The sequence below is a fragment of the Sinorhizobium americanum genome, from assembly GCF_001651855.1.
Taxonomy (GTDB): domain Bacteria; phylum Pseudomonadota; class Alphaproteobacteria; order Rhizobiales; family Rhizobiaceae; genus Sinorhizobium; species Sinorhizobium americanum.
Window position 1 is genome coordinate 54,898 of the sequence record NZ_LNQC01000063.1, and the last position, 17,043, is coordinate 71,940.

15 protein-coding genes are annotated in these 17,043 nt (G+C 61.3%); 6 read left to right on the forward strand and 9 right to left on the reverse strand.

What is annotated here, in order from left to right:
- Positions 1–48: 48 nt before the first annotated feature.
- Positions 49–258, forward strand: a complete 210-nt coding sequence (locus ATC00_RS18685; protein WP_064253917.1) for a hypothetical protein — start codon at positions 49–51, stop codon at positions 256–258.
- 37 nt (positions 259–295) lie between these two features.
- Here ATC00_RS18685 and ATC00_RS18690 read toward each other — a convergent pair whose 3' ends face one another.
- The 3 genes from ATC00_RS18690 to ATC00_RS18700 form a co-directional block, all read right to left on the reverse strand.
- Entirely contained in the window at positions 296–1,342 is a 1,047-nt protein-coding gene (locus ATC00_RS18690) for a L,D-transpeptidase family protein (RefSeq protein WP_234782355.1), read from the reverse strand.
- Positions 1,343–1,490: 148 nt separating this feature from the next.
- On the reverse strand, positions 1,491–2,474 hold the full coding sequence (locus tag ATC00_RS18695; protein WP_064253918.1) for a cation diffusion facilitator family transporter: 984 nt from the start codon (positions 2,472–2,474) through the stop codon (positions 1,491–1,493).
- Positions 2,475–3,213: 739 nt separating this feature from the next.
- Complete coding sequence (locus ATC00_RS18700; RefSeq protein ID WP_064253919.1) at positions 3,214–4,128, reverse strand: LysR family transcriptional regulator; 915 nt, start codon at positions 4,126–4,128, stop codon at positions 3,214–3,216.
- Positions 4,129–4,237: 109 nt separating this feature from the next.
- On the opposite strand from ATC00_RS18700, the gene ATC00_RS18705 reads away from it, so the two are divergent.
- From ATC00_RS18705 to ATC00_RS18720, 4 genes are all read left to right on the forward strand, one after another.
- The gene (locus ATC00_RS18705; RefSeq protein ID WP_064253920.1) at positions 4,238–5,311 is read left to right on the forward strand and encodes a tartrate dehydrogenase; all 1,074 of its coding nucleotides are present in this window, start codon (positions 4,238–4,240) and stop codon (positions 5,309–5,311) included.
- A 16-nt stretch (positions 5,312–5,327) separates the two neighbouring features.
- Complete coding sequence (locus tag ATC00_RS18710) at positions 5,328–6,602, forward strand: glycerate kinase type-2 family protein (RefSeq protein WP_064253921.1); 1,275 nt, start codon at positions 5,328–5,330, stop codon at positions 6,600–6,602.
- A gap of 3 nt (positions 6,603–6,605) precedes the next feature.
- Positions 6,606–7,082 carry an Lrp/AsnC family transcriptional regulator gene (locus ATC00_RS18715; protein ID WP_064253922.1) on the forward strand — a complete coding sequence of 159 codons (477 nt, stop codon included), beginning with the start codon at positions 6,606–6,608 and terminating at the stop codon, positions 7,080–7,082.
- A 264-nt stretch (positions 7,083–7,346) separates the two neighbouring features.
- Positions 7,347–7,823, forward strand: a complete 477-nt coding sequence (locus ATC00_RS18720; RefSeq protein ID WP_064253923.1) for an Lrp/AsnC family transcriptional regulator — start codon at positions 7,347–7,349, stop codon at positions 7,821–7,823.
- 251 nt (positions 7,824–8,074) lie between these two features.
- Here ATC00_RS18720 and ATC00_RS18725 read toward each other — a convergent pair whose 3' ends face one another.
- Together ATC00_RS18725 and ATC00_RS18730 are read right to left on the reverse strand one after the other, a co-directional pair.
- A complete protein-coding gene (locus tag ATC00_RS18725; protein ID WP_064253924.1) occupies positions 8,075–9,451 on the reverse strand; it encodes an aspartate aminotransferase family protein in 1,377 nt (458 codons plus the stop codon).
- 14 nt (positions 9,452–9,465) lie between these two features.
- A complete protein-coding gene (locus ATC00_RS18730) occupies positions 9,466–10,299 on the reverse strand; it encodes a GNAT family N-acetyltransferase (RefSeq protein ID WP_064253925.1) in 834 nt (277 codons plus the stop codon).
- A 648-nt stretch (positions 10,300–10,947) separates the two neighbouring features.
- Here ATC00_RS18730 and ATC00_RS18735 point away from each other — a divergent pair.
- Positions 10,948–11,616, forward strand: coding sequence for a haloacid dehalogenase type II (locus ATC00_RS18735; RefSeq protein ID WP_064253926.1), 669 nt, complete (start codon positions 10,948–10,950; stop codon positions 11,614–11,616).
- A 418-nt stretch (positions 11,617–12,034) separates the two neighbouring features.
- Here the strand turns inward: ATC00_RS18735 and ATC00_RS18740 are convergent, their stop codons facing one another.
- The 4 genes from ATC00_RS18740 to ATC00_RS18755 all read right to left on the reverse strand — a co-directional run bounded on the left by ATC00_RS18740 (position 12,035) and on the right by ATC00_RS18755 (position 17,005).
- Positions 12,035–13,345, reverse strand: a complete 1,311-nt coding sequence (locus ATC00_RS18740; RefSeq protein WP_064253927.1) for an NAD(P)/FAD-dependent oxidoreductase — start codon at positions 13,343–13,345, stop codon at positions 12,035–12,037.
- 69 nt (positions 13,346–13,414) lie between these two features.
- Positions 13,415–14,293, reverse strand: coding sequence for an ABC transporter permease (locus tag ATC00_RS18745; RefSeq protein ID WP_064253928.1), 879 nt, complete (start codon positions 14,291–14,293; stop codon positions 13,415–13,417).
- Positions 14,294–14,325: 32 nt separating this feature from the next.
- On the reverse strand, positions 14,326–15,276 hold the full coding sequence (locus tag ATC00_RS18750) for an ABC transporter permease (protein ID WP_064253929.1): 951 nt from the start codon (positions 15,274–15,276) through the stop codon (positions 14,326–14,328).
- A 64-nt stretch (positions 15,277–15,340) separates the two neighbouring features.
- A complete protein-coding gene (locus tag ATC00_RS18755) occupies positions 15,341–17,005 on the reverse strand; it encodes a peptide ABC transporter substrate-binding protein (protein WP_064253930.1) in 1,665 nt (554 codons plus the stop codon).
- Positions 17,006–17,043 lie beyond the last annotated feature (38 nt).

The following is a 17,043-nucleotide window of genomic DNA, read 5'->3' on the forward strand; positions in this document are numbered from 1 at the left end:
CGGGACGGTCGGGGCTGTTCACGGAGGTTGCCTTTCCGGCGGACAGGGATGCTTGTCATCCTTTGCGCGCCTGCGCTGCTCGCCCCGACAATCTCCAATGCCCACTCGGCGGGCAAATCCTGGACCTATCCCCAGCTGCGATGCGCGGATGGCGGCGGCGGGAAGAAAATGCTTTCCGGCGCCGGCGGCTATCACATCTGTCTGAATCCGATCGAGGACGATTTGAACTGCTTCTTCGCGCCGCCCGGCGACGTTTGAAGCCATCGTCCTTCGCGACTGATGTTTAGGCTGCGCCTCAGCTCCCGTCGTAAGGGTCCGCGAGCGCCGCATCCGGCCGGCTGATCGGGTACTTGGTCGTCGAAATCTTCGCGGCCAGCTTGGCTGCGCCGTTTTCCTTCAGGAGCGCCCGGAAGGTCGGGTGCATGCCGCCGTCCACATAGCCGTTGACCGGAGTGGATGAATCCTCCGCGAGGAGCCCGCTGAGCTTCTTTTCTTCGGTCGCCAGCCTCGCGACCAGCCCGGCGTCGGTTTCTCCGGGTGGGCACGCAGCGAGAGGGTCTTTCGGCTCCCCTTCCACGAACTCCCTATTGAAGACGTACCTGCCGCCGCAGGCAGACACTGTCGGCTGGCGCTTCGTCACTTCGAAAATGTCGTAGCCCTGCTTCAGGTTGCGCCAGAAGCCGAAATTCGGATCGCTCCTGTGGCGGGCCATGTTTTCCGCCGTCATGCGGAACGGATAGGCCTGAACCTGGAACTGCTGCTGCCCGCCCGCGAGCGCGCGCTGGACAACCGCGTAGATTTCGCTGACGCCCTGGTCCGTCAGCGCGTAGCACCCCGACGACGAGCATGCGCCATGCACCATGAGGGCCTCGCCCGTATAGCCAAGCGCCGCCTCAAGCTTGTTGGGATAGCCGAGATTGAACGAAAGGTAGTACTGAGACTTGGGATTCAGCATCCAATTCGAGACGTGGTAGAAGCCTTCCGGTGCCTGGCGGTCTCCTTCCCTGGTCTTCGCGCCGAGCTTCCCCGACCATCGGCACATCGGGTAGGTCTTGAGCAAGGCATACTCTCCCGCCCTGTTCTGCTTCCAGACCTCAAGCTCGCTTTCCTGCTTGAAAATGCGCACAAGCACAGGGCTTTGCGGCGTACTGCCCTTCTTCGCCATTTGCGCGATCAGCTTCGACGAAAGCTCCGGCGTCGGATCGCCGAGGTCGTCGAGGGTCACGCAGCCTGAAAGCGCCAGCGCGAGCGCCGCAGCCACGAGGCTGCGACGGCATTGCCTCCTGCCGTGGAGCAGTCCGGCAAAGTGATATTGGGCAAAGGAAGCCACAGTTCGGATCATGCTTTCGTGATTCGTTGCGAGCATTGCGGATTGGTGAGTTCATATCATGGCGATGGTTGCGCCAGGCGGAAAAGTAGGTCGGTGGGGCGACCGGGTTGCACGCGAATATAAAACCTCAAGCTGCCCGAGACGCAAGGCATTGCCTGCCCTACACCACTTCCCGAGGGGCCTGAGGACATGCATGCTCACCAGTTTCCACCTGAAGTGTCGAGTGTCCTATGTTGTGGTCATGGCGCAGAGCCGCGTGGACATCGAACAGGAATTCGTCGCCGGGGCTTCCGGCTGGCATCACCAGGTGAGCCGTGAGAGCCGTTTGCGTTGTGCTGATCGGCCAGATGTGCAGGTCGTGAACTTCGGCTACCCCCTGCAATCCGCTCAGGAACGCGCGCACGCCCTCAGCGTCGACATTGTCGGGAACAGAATCAAGGGAGAGCGCGACGCTCCCGCGGAACAGCCCCCACGTCCCCCACAGAATGACGGCCACAACGACGAGGCTCACGGCGGGGTCGACCCAGGTCCAACCAGTCTGGATGATCAGCAACCCGGCGATGACTACCCCTGCCGAGACAGCCGCGTCGGCCACCATGTGCATGTAGGCGCCGCGTATGTTCAGGTCCCCCTTGCGGCCTGAAGCAAACAGATACGCGGTCAGACCGTTGATCAGAATGCCTATTCCGGCCACGAACATCACCGTCATACCTCCGACGGCCATCGGCTCCCACAGGCGCTGCACCGCCTCCCAGGCGATCGCGCCAACCGCCACCAGCAACAGCATGGCGTTTGCGAGGGCCGCCAGTATCGATGACGCTCCGAGGCCATAGGTGTATTTCGGCGTAGGCAGCCTTCTCGCCAGGAGCACGGCGATCCAGGCGACGACCAGCCCCAGGACGTCGGACAGGTTGTGACCTGCGTCGGCAAGCAGCGCCATGGAGTTCGCGTAGAACCCGAACAGGGCTTCGATGGCCACAAAGGCGGTGTTGAGCCCGATGCCGACGGCAAAGGCCGTCCCGAAGCTCGCTGGCGCGTGGACGTGGCCAAGGCCGCCGTGGAAGTGCTCGTGGTCGGAGCCGGCGCGTCGGTGGTCATGTACGTGGCCGGGAGCATGGTTCTGGCCGTTTTGCTTAGATGGCATCGGTTCACCCGCCACTGGTTGGTTCAGACTGCTTCCCTTCTAATCTCTCTAGTTACTAGAGGAACAAGGGTCAGGACTCAAAATTCATTGCCGAAAAATATCGTGCGACCTCGATCATGCCCGCGCTGAAGCGCGCTGTGCTCCCCGCATGGATTTCTAAGAAATCCCGTCCGTTCTGGAGGCGAGCGCAAGGGGCTGAAATCACCAGCGACATGATGGGCGTATTGTGCGCCCTGCGCCATCGTCGGGCGTAGTTTGAACGCGTATGCGCTGACAGCCGCGCAAGACAAGTCTCAGCTTAAATAGCTTCACGGCGACCAACAAACCAAACAACATGCTTGCGAATCCGCAGAATGCCGCAGCCCACCGCTTGTACAGCTGTGTAAGATATCACTCGTTGCCTGGAGACCTGAGGCAAAGCTATCGAAGTCATCCACGCGCATGTTCCCCTCCCTCCTCCCAGGGTAGACTGGCTACCGTCGAACAGGTCCCGACGGTAGCCGCATTTTCTTGGGAGGCCAGACCGCGTCAAACGCGAACCCTCTGGCACTAGGCTTTGGCACTCAGGCCCGCGCAGGAAGGTTGTTGTGCCGTAGCCAAGATCACCGCCTACCCTCCATGCATTCCCCGACGCGCCCTTCTATCAGGTCAGCCGCTCACGAGGACGCACAAGCTGAAATCGAGGCGGTAATCGCGCTCTCCCGAACCCGGGCGACGAGCTTGGATGAGACCTCCCCGATCATGCAAGCGCCGCGTACTTCGCCAGATTGCGCCGCAGCAGGTTCAGCATCGCATCCCTGCTCGGATCGCGCACCGCCTTCATCCAAGCCACTGCCAGGGGGAGTTTCTGCATCGGTTCGCCCGCCTCTCCTTGCAGCGGCAAGAACCGGACCCCGCTGGCCGCAAGCGTCGACGTCCAGCGAGGCACTATCGCGAGACCGATACCGGCCGCGACCATACTCACTATGGTTTGCTTCTCGTCCGCGACCTGGGAAATGCGCGGGTGCAGGCCAGCTTCCGCAAAAAGCATCAGCGTCAGGTCGTAACTATGTGGCCTGGATCTTCTGTCGGGCACGATGAGCGGCTGCTCTTTCAAATCGCTGACCGAAACGTTTCCCCTTTCGGCCAATCGATGCATGGTCGGAACGGCGACGACGGCTGTTTCGTACAATAGCTGCTCCACCACAAGATTGCGGCTCATTCCGGCTCGCGGCCTGATGAATGCCAGGTCCAGACCACCCGCCAAAAGCTTGGGGATGAGCCGGATGGATTTGTCCTCGAAGAGCTGCGTTGTCACATCCGGCAGGACGTCGCGAAAATCTTGGAGGAGCATCGGCAGCAGGCCAGCCGCCGCGCTGTCGATCGCTCCGATGCGAAAGATTTGGGTGCGTCGGCGTTGACTGGCTCGAAATCGCTCCGCCAGGCCATCTAACCGTGCCAGGATCGGCCGCGCCGCTTCCAGAAGCGCGACGCCGTCCTCGGTCAAAGCGACGCTACGTGTCGTTCGGCTGAGCAACTGGCTCCCGAGAGATTCTTCCAACAACCGCACATGCCGACCGAGTGAAGCGGGAAGCAGTCCCAACTTTTGGGCCGCCCTACCGAAATGAAGTTCCTCCGCCACGGCCACAAAGCATCTCAACTGTTCCAGTTCCAATTGCCGTACCCCCCAAGATTATATCGCTTGTTTATATAATCTTTTATCCATTGAGGAAACCGATTTGGCCGGATTACGGTCGAGAGAAGCCCAGCTCAAGGAGAAGTTGATGCGTGAATATTCCATCGCAACCATACCCGCCGACGGCATCGGACCTGAGGTTATCGCTGCCGGCCGGACAGTTCTTGCGAACCTCGAGAAGCGGCTCGGCGACGTCAAATTCACCGTCGAAAATTTCGACTGGGGGTCCGACTACTACAAGAAGCACGGTGTGATGATGCCGTTGGACGGGCTGGAGCAGCTCAAGAAATTCGACGCGATTTATTTCGGCGCCGTCGGAGCACCGGATGTCCCAGACCACATTACCCTTTGGGGACTCAGATTGCCGATCTGCCAGGGTTTTGACCAGTACGCCAACGTCCGGCCAACCAAGATTCTGCCTGGCATAACCCCTCCCTTACGCAATTGCGGCCGCGGCGACCTCGACTGGGTGATCGTGCGTGAAAACTCCGAAGGCGAATATTCTGGCCATGGCGGCCGCGCCCACCGCGGCCTGCCCGAGGAGGTAGGAACCGAGGTTGCCATCTTCACCCGCGTCGGCGTCACCCGCATCATGCGCTATGCCTTCAAGTTGGCCCAATCCCGCCCGCGCAAATTGCTCACGGTCGTTACGAAGTCGAATGCCCAGCGCCATGGCATGGTCATGTGGGACGAGATCGCCGCTGAGGTGGCGGAGGAATTCCCGGACGTGACCTGGGACAAGATGCTGGTCGATGCGATGACGGTCCGGATGACGCTCAAGCCGCAGAGCCTCGACACCATCGTGGCAACCAATCTGCACGCCGACATCCTCTCCGATCTCGCTGGCGCGCTTGCTGGCAGCCTCGGGGTCGCACCGACGGCGAATATCGATCCGGAGCGTCGCTTCCCCTCGATGTTCGAGCCGATCCATGGCTCAGCCTTCGACATTACCGGTAAGGGCATCGCCAACCCCGTCGCCACCTTCTGGACGGCTGCCCAGATGCTCGACCACCTCGGCGAGCAGGAGGCTTCGGCCCGCCTGATGCGCGCTGTCGAACGGGTCACTGGCGCCGGAATCCTTACCCCTGACGTAGGCGGTACCGCCACGACTCGGGAGGTTACCGGGGCCGTCTGCGACGCGATTCATTCCTCCAACGTCTAGGGACACGTGGCCGACGATGGTGTGGGACGATCAGAAAGCAAGGAAGGCATTGCGCCGGATCTTTGACGCTGCCGTCGGCAGTGCCGACCCGGCGTTGATCGTCCCGCAGCATCTGCCGCCGCCGCCGAAGGGTAGATGTGTCGTGATCGGCGCCGGAAAGGCATCCGCCGCGATGGCCGCCGCTTTGAATGCGTCCTGGCCGGAAGTCACTCTGACGGGCGTCGTTGTCACGCGATACGGCCACGCCGTTCCTGCCGGGCGCATCGAGATCATCGAAGCCGCTCATCCGGTGCCGGATGAGATGAGCCTCGTCGCATCGACGAAAATGCTCAAAGCAGTCCAGGGCCTCGCGCCTGACGACTTGGTGATCGCCCTGATCTCGGGCGGGGGGTCGGCCTTGGTGGTCGCGCCGGCCGGCGCGATGAGCCTTGGGGACAAGCAGGCCGTCAACCAGGCACTGCTTTCGAGCGGTGCGACAATATCGGAAATGAATGCGGTCAGAAAACATCTGTCGCGCATCAAGGGCGGGCAGCTCGCCTTGGCCGCCCGGCCTGCCAGGCTGCTGACCCTTGTCATCTCCGACGTGCCTGGGGACGATCCGGCCGAGATTGCCTCTGGTCCGACGGTCGCAGATCCGTCCACGGTCGAGGAAGCTCGCGAGGTCGTAAAGCGGTACAAGCTGGTCTTGCCAGCGTCTGCGCTTCGGGTGCTCGAGCAAGGGGAAGAAACGCCGAAGAGCTTGAAGCCGGAGCCGGACGTGCGTGTTGTCGCGGCCCCTGATCTTGCGCTTGCCGCCGCCGCCGAAGCTGCGGCGAGCCTCGGATTGAGACCGCTCATCCTGGGTGATGCGCTTGAAGGCGAAGCGCGCGAAATGGGTAGGATGATGGCCGGGATAGCGCTTTCGTCACAGGCCCGCGGGCTGCCGGTGGACGGCCCGGCTGTCCTGCTCTCAGGGGGCGAAGCGACGGTCACGATCGGGTCGGGTCCAGCCGGTAAAGGGGGACGCAACACCGAATTCCTATTGAGCCTGGCGCTCGCCTTGAAGGCGCGCGACGGGATATGGGCCTTGGCTGGGGACACGGATGGCATCGATGGGGTCGAAGACACTGCGGGCGCTCTCATCGCGCCGGACACACTCGTGCGCATGCACCGGTGCGGTTTCGATCCGAAGAAGATGCTCGCGCACCACGACAGCTATACGGCCTTCCAGGCGATCGGGGATCTCGTGGTCACTGGCCCGACTCTGACCAATGTCAACGACATCCGCGCCATCCTCATCAGCGGGAGCTAGCCCATGAAACTTGATCGGATCGACATCAAGATTCTCAACGCGTTGCAGAAGAATGGCCGAATGACGAATGTCGAGCTTTCGGAGATAGTCAATCTTTCGCCGAGCCCCTGTTTGATGCGCGTAAAAAAGCTGCAGACTGAGGGCTATATCGAGGGTTATTCGGCGCGGATCAATATTGGAAAGCTGGGGGAGACCCTGACTGTTTTCACCGAAATCACCCTGAAGAACCACCGCCAGATCGACTTCGCCCGCTTCCTGGCTACGATCGAGAAGGTCGATCAGGTAATCGAGTGCCACCTGGTCTCGGGAGGCTACGATTATCTTGTGAAATTCGTTACCACTGGAATTGAGGAATACCAGACGATAATGGAGCGGCTGATCGATAGGGAGATCGGTATTGACAAATACTTCAGCTTCGTCGTGCTCAAATCTCCTCTGGTCAAGGCGCACATGCCGTTGACGAATCTGTTTCGGCCGTAGTCTCTCATCAACACTTCGTCCTGCGGCAACGATGCCGTAGACCCGTTTGCTTTGGGCACAGACGAGCCGCTGTTTGAGCGTTGCGGATGGTTTTTGAACCGTTCAGCAGAAAATTCTGTGAACGGCGGCCCAGGCAGCTGTTTCTGCTTTGCCGGTCCGCGCGAAACGAATCGACACTTCAGCCGCTGTGCTAGCATGGTACCGGAGACACTCGCGGCGTCACGTGCTGCGTCGTTAGCCTCGCAACTAACGGAGGGGGCCCCGATGAAACTCGACCGGATCGACGTCAAGATCCTCTCCGAATTGCAGAAGAACGGCCGCATCACCAATGTCGAGCTCGCAGAGCTGGTCAATCTCTCAGCGAGCCCCTGTCTGATGCGGGTGAAGAAGCTGCAAGCAGAAGGGTATATCGAGGGCTATTCTGCACAGATCAATGTCGGCAAGCTCGGGCAGACGTTGACGGTTTTCACCGAAATCACTTTGAAGAACCACCGGCACATAGACTTCGCGCGTTTTCTCGCCGCCATCGAGAAGGTCGACTCCGTTGTGGAGTGCCACCTGGTGTCTGGCGGTTACGACTATCTTCTAAAGTTCGTCACTGGCGGTATCGTCGAATACCAGACGATCATGGAGCGGCTGATTGACATGGATGTCGGCATCGACAGATACAACAGCTTCGTTGTCTTGAAGTCGCCGATTGTCAAAGCACACATGCCGCTGACCAGCCTTTTTCCGGTTTAGCATTGCATGGGACGTTCCGTCCTGGCTCGAGCGTCCTCGGCTCGTGTCCGCCCAATCGCGCCGTTCCTTCAACGATGGGAGGGAGGGGACGTGCATTGTCTCCTCATTGGAGCGCGGTTGTGGTCCCATCGGCGAACGTGCTCTGATCCGCAGCAGCTCCTATGCAGGCATTCTCGGCGCGCAAGCCGGCGCCTTAGCACCGGCTTGCGTTCAATGGCCGGTTCGTCGTCGCTATGCGCGACGGTCGCCCGTCAGGCTTTCACGGCAGCGCGGACATCCGGGTCTTCGAGGGTCTGGTCGAGTGTCCTGCGGGTACGTTCGACGATGGCATCGACGTCGGCGTCGGTGCAGCAGAGCGGCGGCGCGTAGCCGAGGACGCCGTTGGCGAAGGCGCGAATGATGAGGCCGTTCTCCCAGGCGCGATCGAAGACACGGCGCGCCGGGTCGGCGGCGGCCGGCAGCGGGGTTTTCTTCTCCTTATCGACCACCATTTCGACCGCGGCCAGCATGCCACGGCCGCGCACATCGCCGACGAGCGGGTGCTCCTTGAGGCTTTCGAGGCCCGCCATCAGCCGAGCGCCCGCCTTGCGTCCGTTGTCCAGAAGTCCTTCCTCATAGAGCTTCAGGACCTCGAGCGCGACGGCGGCGCTCACCGGATGGGCCGAGTAGGTATAGCCGTGACCGACGGCGGCGGCACCGGCACCATCTGCGATCGTCTGGTAGACGTGGTCGGCCATGAACACCGCGCCCATGGGCACATAGGCGGAGGTGAGGCCCTTCGCCGTGGTGATGAAGTCCGGCACGATCTCGTCGTCCTGGCATGCGAAGAGCGGGCCGGTGCGGCCAAATCCGGTGATCACTTCGTCGGCGACGAACAGGATGCCCAGTTCGCGGCAGAGCTCACGCATTGCCTTCATCCAGCCCTTCGGCGGCACCAGCACGCCGCCGGAACCCTGGATCGGCTCGGCATAGAAGGCGGCGACGCGCTCGGGACCGATCTCCTCGACCTTGCGGCGCAGGGCAGCAAGGGAGGCATTGATGATTGCCTGTGGATCCTCGCCCACGGGATTGCGGTAGATGTAGTGCGACGGGATCTTGTGCTGCCAGTCGAAGGGGATGCCGAAGCCCGCATGAAAGAGGGGAAGCGCCGTCAAGCCGGCGCCAACGGTCGATGAACCGTGATAGCCCTGCTCGACCGAAATGAACTGGTCGCGCTGCGGCTCGCCGCGCGCGATCCAATAATAGCGGATGAAGCGGATCGTGCTATCGACCGCATCGGAGCCGCCAAGGGTGAAATAGACATGGTTGAGATCGCCTGGTGCGCGCTCGGCCAAGGCGGCGGCGAGCCGGATCGCCGGCTCGGAACCAAGCCCGAAATAGGTCGTCGCATAAGGAAGTTCGCGCATCTGACGGGTAGCCGCCTCGATGATCGTTTCGTGGCCATAACCCGCGTTCACGCACCATAGGCCTGCGAAGCCGTCGACGAGTTGTTTGCCAGATGCGTCGGTGACCGTCGCGCCCTTGGCAGAGGCGAGCACGCGTACGCCGAGCTTCTCATGGCCGCGATAGGAGGCGACCGGGTGGATCAGATGGGCGCGGTCGAGTTCGATGAGGGAATTGCTGTACATGGATATCTCCGGGGTCAGCCCAGCGCCTGGTTGGCGAGGGCAAAGATGGTGGGAACGGTCTGGGCAGGTTCGACCGGTGGTTTCATCATTGCGACGCCGTCGCCGACATGGGCGAGCCCCTGTTCGGCAAGCCAGCCGGACAGGCCGGCGGCGGCGGTGGTGTCCACCCTGAGGAATCGGCCGGGCCGCAGGGCGATGAAATGCGCGACGAGCGCCTTTGCATCCTCCAGATTGTCGGCGACGACTGGACCGATCACCTCGCCTCTGCCGAAGGGGCGGACGACCGCAAAGCCGGCGACCCGTCTTTCCCGGCGGACCACCGCAAACTCGCCGACCTTTGAAAGGCAGGAGAACAGATCGCCACGGTCGGCGCCAAAGGCGAGCCTATCGAGGTCGCCGATGGCGGTCATGTCAGCGGCGGATGCAGGCTCGGCTTCTGCTGGCGCGGCGATCTCTCCAACCACACCCTGGTGCTGCAGTATGCGACCGGTCTCCTGAAAGCCGAGCTTCTCATAAAGTGGCAGGCCCTCGGAGGTCGCCACCAGCCGGAGCGGCCGATCGCCGGCAAGCCGCAGGGCTTCATCCATCAGCCTGCGGCCGAGCCCGCGGCCGCGCATCGCCTCATCGACGATGACCATGTTGATCGTAGCGCCATCTTCCTTGTAGCACGTGACGAGCACGGTGCCGACCACCCGCTCGTGCTCGATCGCGACAACGCCCTTGCTTAAAGCGAGCGCCATCTGCCAGTCTTCCGGCCTATGCGGCCAACCTAGCTGGCTCGACAGGCTTACGGCTGCATCCAAATGTTTGGGCCGAAACGCGGCAACGCCGATCTGACTTGTCTGCATGGCTCCTCACTTCCTGCGTGGAAGTGTGGAGGAGTGACCTCTGACATATCATCTGAAGGCTGCTTTGTTCGCGGTATCTTATCGCTTTGGCTTCATCGGGAACCGCATCTTCTGCGGCATAGGAGATCGTTTGCACAGTTCCGGTGAGTTTGAACAGCCAAGTCGCCGCTGATCCCGGCTATGGAGGACGAATTTGTCTGCTCATGATAGCATCCTCGGCGACAGCTCCTCCAGTGACCCGTGAGTTCCTCAAGCAGCGGCAGGACGTCCAAAGTGGCGTTGAGGAATGCCGCGAGCGCGAGCGGCAGTGCCGCACCCCCCAGGTCAACCGCATGAGACGGCTAGAGTTGTGAGCCGCGGTCACCTATAGCCAGCCGTGCCGCTTGCGCGGGTGCGGCAAAGCCAAGCGGCCGAAAGCGTCGCTTCATTGGCGTAGTCGCGATCTGGATATCAGTGAGTGACGGCGGCGCATGTCTCGCCGGCTCTCTGCGTCCGACGCCCCGATGCAGCTCCGCAAGCATCTGCCAAAGCCGCCTCTGCATACGACACAATCTGCTTCTAGCGCCGCCAGATTCAGGCGACCCGAGGAGCCGAGCCGCCCGTATCATCATAACACATGCCCGCTCCATTTTTTCAAAGGATATGTACATGACAACCTTCCGTCCGAAATACGTCACCTTCGACTGCTACGGCACGCTGACCAACTTCCAAATGGCCGAGGCGGCGCGCGACCTTTACGGCGAGCAGCTGGACGAGCCACGCATGGCCGAGTTCATCAGAAATTTCGCCGCCTATCGCCTCGATGAAGTCCTGGGAGATTGGAAGCCCTATGCCGAGGTGGTGCACAATTCGATCGAGCGGACCTGCAAGCGCAACGGCATCAAATTCCATGAGGAAGCCGCCCGCATGGTCTATGAGCGGGTGCCGACCTGGGGCCCACATGCGGACGTGCCGGCCGGCCTTGCCAAGGTCGCCAAGGAGATCCCGCTGGTGATTCTCTCGAATGCGATGAATTCGCAGATCATGTCGAATGTCGAAAAGCTCGGCGCGCCGTTCCACGCGGTCTATACGGCCGAACAGGCGCAGGCCTACAAGCCGCGCCTCCAGGCGTTCGAATACCTGTTCGACATGCTCGGCTGCGGCCCGGAAGACGTCGTGCACTGCTCGTCCTCCTTCCGCTACGACCACATGTCGGCGCACGATATCGGCATCAAGAACAAGGTCTGGGTCAACCGCGGCCACGAACCGGCCAATCCCTATTACGGCTATGTGGAGATTAAAGATATCTCCGGTCTGCCAGGCGTCTTCGGTCTCTGAGCGAAAAGTGCGGGCGTTCCGCCCGCACTTTCGATCCCCCTCGATTGGAACGACACCGGTCTCGCGAAAGGTCCGGCTGGTCACCATCACACTTACCGGTGATCGGCGCGCTTTGAACAGTAATGGCTGCCGTTTGAACAAAACGGGCGGAGCTATCCGCTATTAAAGATATGTCTCCCGAGGATCTGGCATTGGCAATGCAGGGATCCGCGGAATCCCCAAGACTTCTATGAGAGGCTCACCCGCCGATCGCGCTCGCGCCCCCAACTCGCGATCTTGGCCATCCACAAAGGGTGAGGCCGGTGTGTCGAAATACTCGAGCTAAGATCGAACGACTGAAGTTGCCACTGCGTGCTCGCCTTGATCTTCCACCGAGGTCAGAAGGCAGCAGCAAGCGATCCACTGTCCCGTCAAGCTGTCATCGGCGGGCGCGGTACAGGGCGATGCGGTCCTGCATCCGATAGCCCTCAATGATCGCCGGCATAAACCACGGATTGCCACGGTAAAGGGGGATGAAGGCAGGAGGACGGAAGTCAAAGGCTGTGCGCGCTTGCTCGCCATGTCCTAGCAGCTTATGCGCCGCACGCGTTCCGATCCATGGCGCCCAGACGACGCCCGAACCGCAGAAACCGGTCGCATAGACCACACCATCCTTTTCGAAGATGCGGGGCAGCATATCGCGGTGCATGGCGACATTGCCAAACCAGGTGTGCGACAGGCGCACGTTTTCCAGTTCCGGGAAAAGGTTGATCAGGCCCCGTCGCAGAAACAGCTTTGGCGCAGCCGGATCGCCTACGCGCGAACTGTCGCGCCCTCCCAACAGAATGCGTTTGCCGTCGGGCGTCGGGCGGTAGTAGAACCCAAGCTGCCGGCCCTCGATCATCATCATCCGCCTTGGCATCAGCTGCGCCATCACTTCTGGCGCGAGCTCCTCGGTGACAATGATCCGGCTGCGCACCGGGACAAGCCGGCGGCGCAAGAAGGGAACCGCGCCGTCGGTATAGCCGTCTGTGCAGACCAGAACCTGGCGGGCCTGCACTGTGCCGGCTTCGGTCACGACACGGAATTCGGAGCCATCCCTCTCTACCGAAGTTACGCGTGTACCTGCATGGACGGTCAGTCCCGAAGCCAGCGCCACCCGCAGGAGTTCAGCGTGAAACTTGGCCGGGTGCAGCCCACCGATATCCATCCGGACCATGCCGCCGCGGTAGAAATCCGTGCCGATGTAATTGCGCTGTTCCGAATACGGCACCGCATAGGCGTCGATCCCCAGTCTTTTCGCCAGTACTTCGGCACTCCGGGCCGTCTTCTCGTAATCGTCGTATCCGATTACGCCCTTGAATTGGCCGACCAGCTGAAAGTCGCACTCGAGCCCTTCGGTCTTGATGAAATCATAAAGGAATTCGCGGGCGACCTTGCCCTCGGCCTCGATTGCAATGGCCTTCTCTTCGCCGAAGCGCCGGGTGATCGTGGCGTAATCTGGTCGAATGCTTCCGCTGGTGATTCCGCCATTGCGCGTCGAGGCCCCCTCGCCCGAGTTCATCGCATCGAAGGCGGCAACCGAACGCCGCTCGCGCGCCAGAACGAGCCCCGCCGACAGCCCGGCGTATCCGGCGCCTATGATCGCCACGTCGAGCTTCTTGGCCAGCGGCTGTCGCGGCAACGGTCTGACGGGTGCCTCCTCCCACCAGTAGGGGGTGTTCTTGTCTGCAATTCCGGATTCTTCCATGGTACTAACTTCTCGTTGCGTCCGGGGTTGCTGACGAAATGACAGGCGACGTACGACCGACCATTTCCGTCAGGTGTGATCACCGCGAACATCGAGCGCATCCCGCAGCCCATCGCCGATGAAGTTGAAGCTGGTGACCGCGATGGTAATGGCGGCACCGGGAATGATCGCCAGCCAGGGCGCGGTGCCCAGATATTGCTGCGCGCCGTTCAGCATGTTGCCCCAACTGGGCAGCGGCGGCTGAATTCCATAGCCGAGAAAGCTGACATACGCCTCCATGAGAATGGCGCGGGCGACGGTCAGGGTGGCCGCGACGATGATCGGGCCCATCGCATTGGGAAGGATCTCGCGGAACATGATATGCGTTCCGCTCAACCCCAGCATGCGACCGGCCTGAACGAATTCGCGCTCGCGAAGGGAGCGGACCTCGGCCTCGACGATCCGGGCCACTTCCATCCAGCTGGTGGCTGCGATGACGACGGTAATCATCATGGGGCTGGGCTTCAGGGCTGCGGAAAGCGCCAGCACCAGGAAGATCGACGGAAACGACAGAAATCCATCCACCGTGCGCATCAGCGTCGTGCCGAGCCAGCCGCCCCGGTAGCCCGCGAGCACGCCGACAAGGGTTCCGATCAGCGTCGACAACAGCATCGCGGAGAAACCGACCAGCAGGGAAATCCGTCCCGCCATGAACAGCCGCGCCGCCAAATCACGACCCAATGGATCGGTGCCCAGATAGTGGTGGCCGGTGAACGGCGGAGCAAAGCGTGCACGCAGATCGATATGGAGTGAATCATAGGGCAGCAGGTACGGGCCCAAGACGCACGCCAGCGTCAGGACGGCGATCATCACCATCCCGATGAGGGCCAGATGGTGGCTCATGAAGCGGTGTGCGGTTCGGCTGTTCCACCAACGCTCCTGGCGTGAATTTGCGACGATGGCGGTCATAACGGCGGCCTCCTGTTGAGCGTTCATGGCGCTTAACTCAGACGGATACGGGGATCGATGATGGCGACGACGATGTCGGCGACCAGGTTGCACAGCACCACAAGTATTGCCGAGAACATGAGCAGTCCCATTACCACCGGATAGTCGCTGTATCCGAGACTATCGAGAAACAGCCGGCCCATTCCCGGCCAGGTAAAAACGGTCTCGGTGACCAGAGCGCCGGTCAGGACGCTCGGAAGCTGCATTCCCGCCAGCGTGATCATTGGCAGCAGCGCATTGCCGACGACGTGCTTCATCAGGATCCGGCGCTCGCTCAGCCCCTTGGCGCGGGCGGTCTTGACGAATTCCTGACTGATGACATCAAGTGTCGCCGTGCGCATGTAGCGGCTCCAGATGGCGACATGCACCAGCGCCAACACAATGCTCGGCATGATTAGGTGATGGAGATAATTCAGGGCCGAGCCGTCGCCTATCGTGTACATGTTGCCGGCCGGCAGCCAGCCCAACCGGAGCGAAAAGACGTAGATGCCGACCAGCCCGAACCAGAAGGTCGGGATCGACAAGGCCACCATCGCGCCGACCGTCGCCAGATAGTCGAAAACCGAATAGCGGTGCGTGGCGCCACGAATGCCGATCCACGTACCTATGGCGATCGCGATGACGGTGGATGAACCCATCAACAACAGCGTTGCAACGAGGTGACGGCCAATCACATCCAGGACCGGCGCGCCGTCGCGGAAGGAGTGACCCCAGTCGCCCTGTACGAGGCGCCAGGCCCAGTCCAGATATTGCATCCACAGCGGGCGGTTGAGCCCCAGCTGCTCCCTCAGCCGATCGAGATCGTCCTGGGTCATGCTGGGATCAAGCCCGAATTGCGCCAGGGGGCCGCCCGGAATGAGATTCAGGACGACGAACCCGATGACCGAAACGATCAAGAGCAGGACGAGGCTCTGTGAAAGGCGATTGAGCAGGAAGCCGCGCATTGGCTCTCCTCCTTCATGACAGCGTCAATGAATGGCCGCCGCAAGCGGCGGCGGCCGCTTTAGGTCAGCTCTGCCAACGCCATGTTGTGGCATGCCACGAAGCGGTGCGGGTGTTGGCGTTGGGCTCGAAGCCCTCCAGCCCTTCCTTGCGCCCCAGCACGTTTGTGTAGGCAAACAGCGGCAGGAACGGCAGGTCCTCACGGACGATTTCCTGGACACGGTTGTAGATCGCCCGCCGTTCCTCCGGATCAAAGGTGCGGGCACCTTTTTCGAGCAGCGCATCGACCTCCGGATTGGAGTACTGGCCTGTGTTCGAACCCTTCCCGCCCTTCGCGGCAATTGCGCCGGTGTGTAGGCGGTTGGTGGCGTCCGGATCCGCCGCAATGAGATAGGTGACACCGGCGATCGCCGAGTCGAATTGCGACTTGAGCCAGAATTCGCCCCACATGACGGCCGCCGGCAGATTCGAAATGGTCATCTCGACGCCGATTTCTGCAAAGGTTTGCTGCAGGAACTGCTGCACCTGTTCACGCAGATTGTTCCCTGCCGTGGTCGCATTGGCGAAGGACAGCCGCACCCCATCCTTCGCACGTATTCCATCCGATCCCGGCACCCAGCCCGCTTCGTCGAGGATCTTGCGCGCCAGGTCGAGATTGAACTCCTGTGCCGGCAGGTTCGGATTGTAATAGTAGGACTCCTTCGGCATGAAGGTTTCGGTGAGGGTGCCGACACCGAAGTAGATCGCGTCGATAATCGCGTTCCTGTCCATCGCGGCATAGAGCGCCTTGCGCACCGCCGGGTCTTTGAATTGCGGCTTCTCAAGATTGAGATAGATCGACTCGAGCGATGCCCCGGGCTCCAGAGTCACCACACGGCCCGGCAATTTGCTCGCTTCCTCGTAGTGGTCGGCGGTAATGTATGCCTGGTCGACAACATCGATGTCGCCACTCTTGAACTGGGTGTAGAGCACCGTCATGTCAGGGATGTACTTGAATACGAGCCGCTCGACATAGGGGCCGTCCCCGAAGTATTCAGGGTTGGCGACGAGCTCGAGATGGTCGCCGGCAACGCGCTGCGCCCATTTGAATGCACCGGTGCCGACAGGCGCCTGGTTGAAGGCGGCAGCGTTGGGATCGGCCTCTTTCTCCAGAATGTGCTTGGGCACCATGAAGGTTTCGGCGAGGAACGACAGGTAGGGCGCGAAAGCCTCCTCCATGCGCCAGGTGATCTCAGTCGGCGAGACCACCGTGACGTCACGCACCAGGGAATGCCCACCCGTGCGCCAAGCGCGGAATTTCGGGTTGGTGATGAGTTCAAGCGTGAACTTAACATCCTCGGCGGTGAAGGGCTTACCGTCGTGCCAGCGAACGTCGTCACGCAGGCGGACGCGCCACTTCAGACCGTCCTCCGAGATGCCGCCGTTCTTCTGTGTGGGCACTTCGGCAGCAAGATTGGGCTGGAGAACACCCTTGGGATCCATGCGGAAAAGGGCGTCGAACAGGGAGAAATGGACCGCGTCGTCGACTTCGATATGTGCCATCAGCGGATTGAAGACGGTGGGTTCCTGCGAAAGTCCCACCACGACGCGGCCGGTCGGGTTTGCGGTTTCGGCAAAGGCGGGCTTGCCGAGCAAGTTTGGTGCGGCAAAGCACGCAACGCCGCCTGCTGCCATTAAGCGTAGCGCGTCGCGTCGCGAATAGGTCGATGTGGTCGTATGATCTTTAGTCATGATGTCTCCTCCCTAGTGACAAAATGAAGGTCGGCGGC

Excerpts from the sequence above, each read along its gene's own strand:
- ATC00_RS18685 (WP_064253917.1), top strand. The coding sequence starts at position 49 with ATGCTTGTCATCCTTTGCGCGCCTGCGCTGCTCGCCCCGACAATCTCC.
- ATC00_RS18690 (WP_234782355.1), bottom strand. The coding sequence starts at position 1,342 with ATGATCCGAACTGTGGCTTCCTTTGCCCAATATCACTTTGCCGGACTG.
- ATC00_RS18695 (WP_064253918.1), bottom strand. The coding sequence starts at position 2,474 with ATGCCATCTAAGCAAAACGGCCAGAACCATGCTCCCGGCCACGTACAT.
- ATC00_RS18705 (WP_064253920.1), top strand. The coding sequence starts at position 4,238 with ATGCGTGAATATTCCATCGCAACCATACCCGCCGACGGCATCGGACCT.
- ATC00_RS18710 (WP_064253921.1), top strand. The coding sequence starts at position 5,328 with ATGGTGTGGGACGATCAGAAAGCAAGGAAGGCATTGCGCCGGATCTTT.
- ATC00_RS18715 (WP_064253922.1), top strand. The coding sequence starts at position 6,606 with ATGAAACTTGATCGGATCGACATCAAGATTCTCAACGCGTTGCAGAAG.
- ATC00_RS18720 (WP_064253923.1), top strand. The coding sequence starts at position 7,347 with ATGAAACTCGACCGGATCGACGTCAAGATCCTCTCCGAATTGCAGAAG.
- ATC00_RS18725 (WP_064253924.1), bottom strand. The coding sequence starts at position 9,451 with ATGTACAGCAATTCCCTCATCGAACTCGACCGCGCCCATCTGATCCAC.
- ATC00_RS18730 (WP_064253925.1), bottom strand. The coding sequence starts at position 10,299 with ATGCAGACAAGTCAGATCGGCGTTGCCGCGTTTCGGCCCAAACATTTG.
- ATC00_RS18735 (WP_064253926.1), top strand. The coding sequence starts at position 10,948 with ATGACAACCTTCCGTCCGAAATACGTCACCTTCGACTGCTACGGCACG.
- ATC00_RS18740 (WP_064253927.1), bottom strand. The coding sequence starts at position 13,345 with ATGGAAGAATCCGGAATTGCAGACAAGAACACCCCCTACTGGTGGGAG.
- ATC00_RS18745 (WP_064253928.1), bottom strand. The coding sequence starts at position 14,293 with ATGACCGCCATCGTCGCAAATTCACGCCAGGAGCGTTGGTGGAACAGC.
- ATC00_RS18750 (WP_064253929.1), bottom strand. The coding sequence starts at position 15,276 with ATGCGCGGCTTCCTGCTCAATCGCCTTTCACAGAGCCTCGTCCTGCTC.
- ATC00_RS18755 (WP_064253930.1), bottom strand. The coding sequence starts at position 17,005 with ATGACTAAAGATCATACGACCACATCGACCTATTCGCGACGCGACGCG.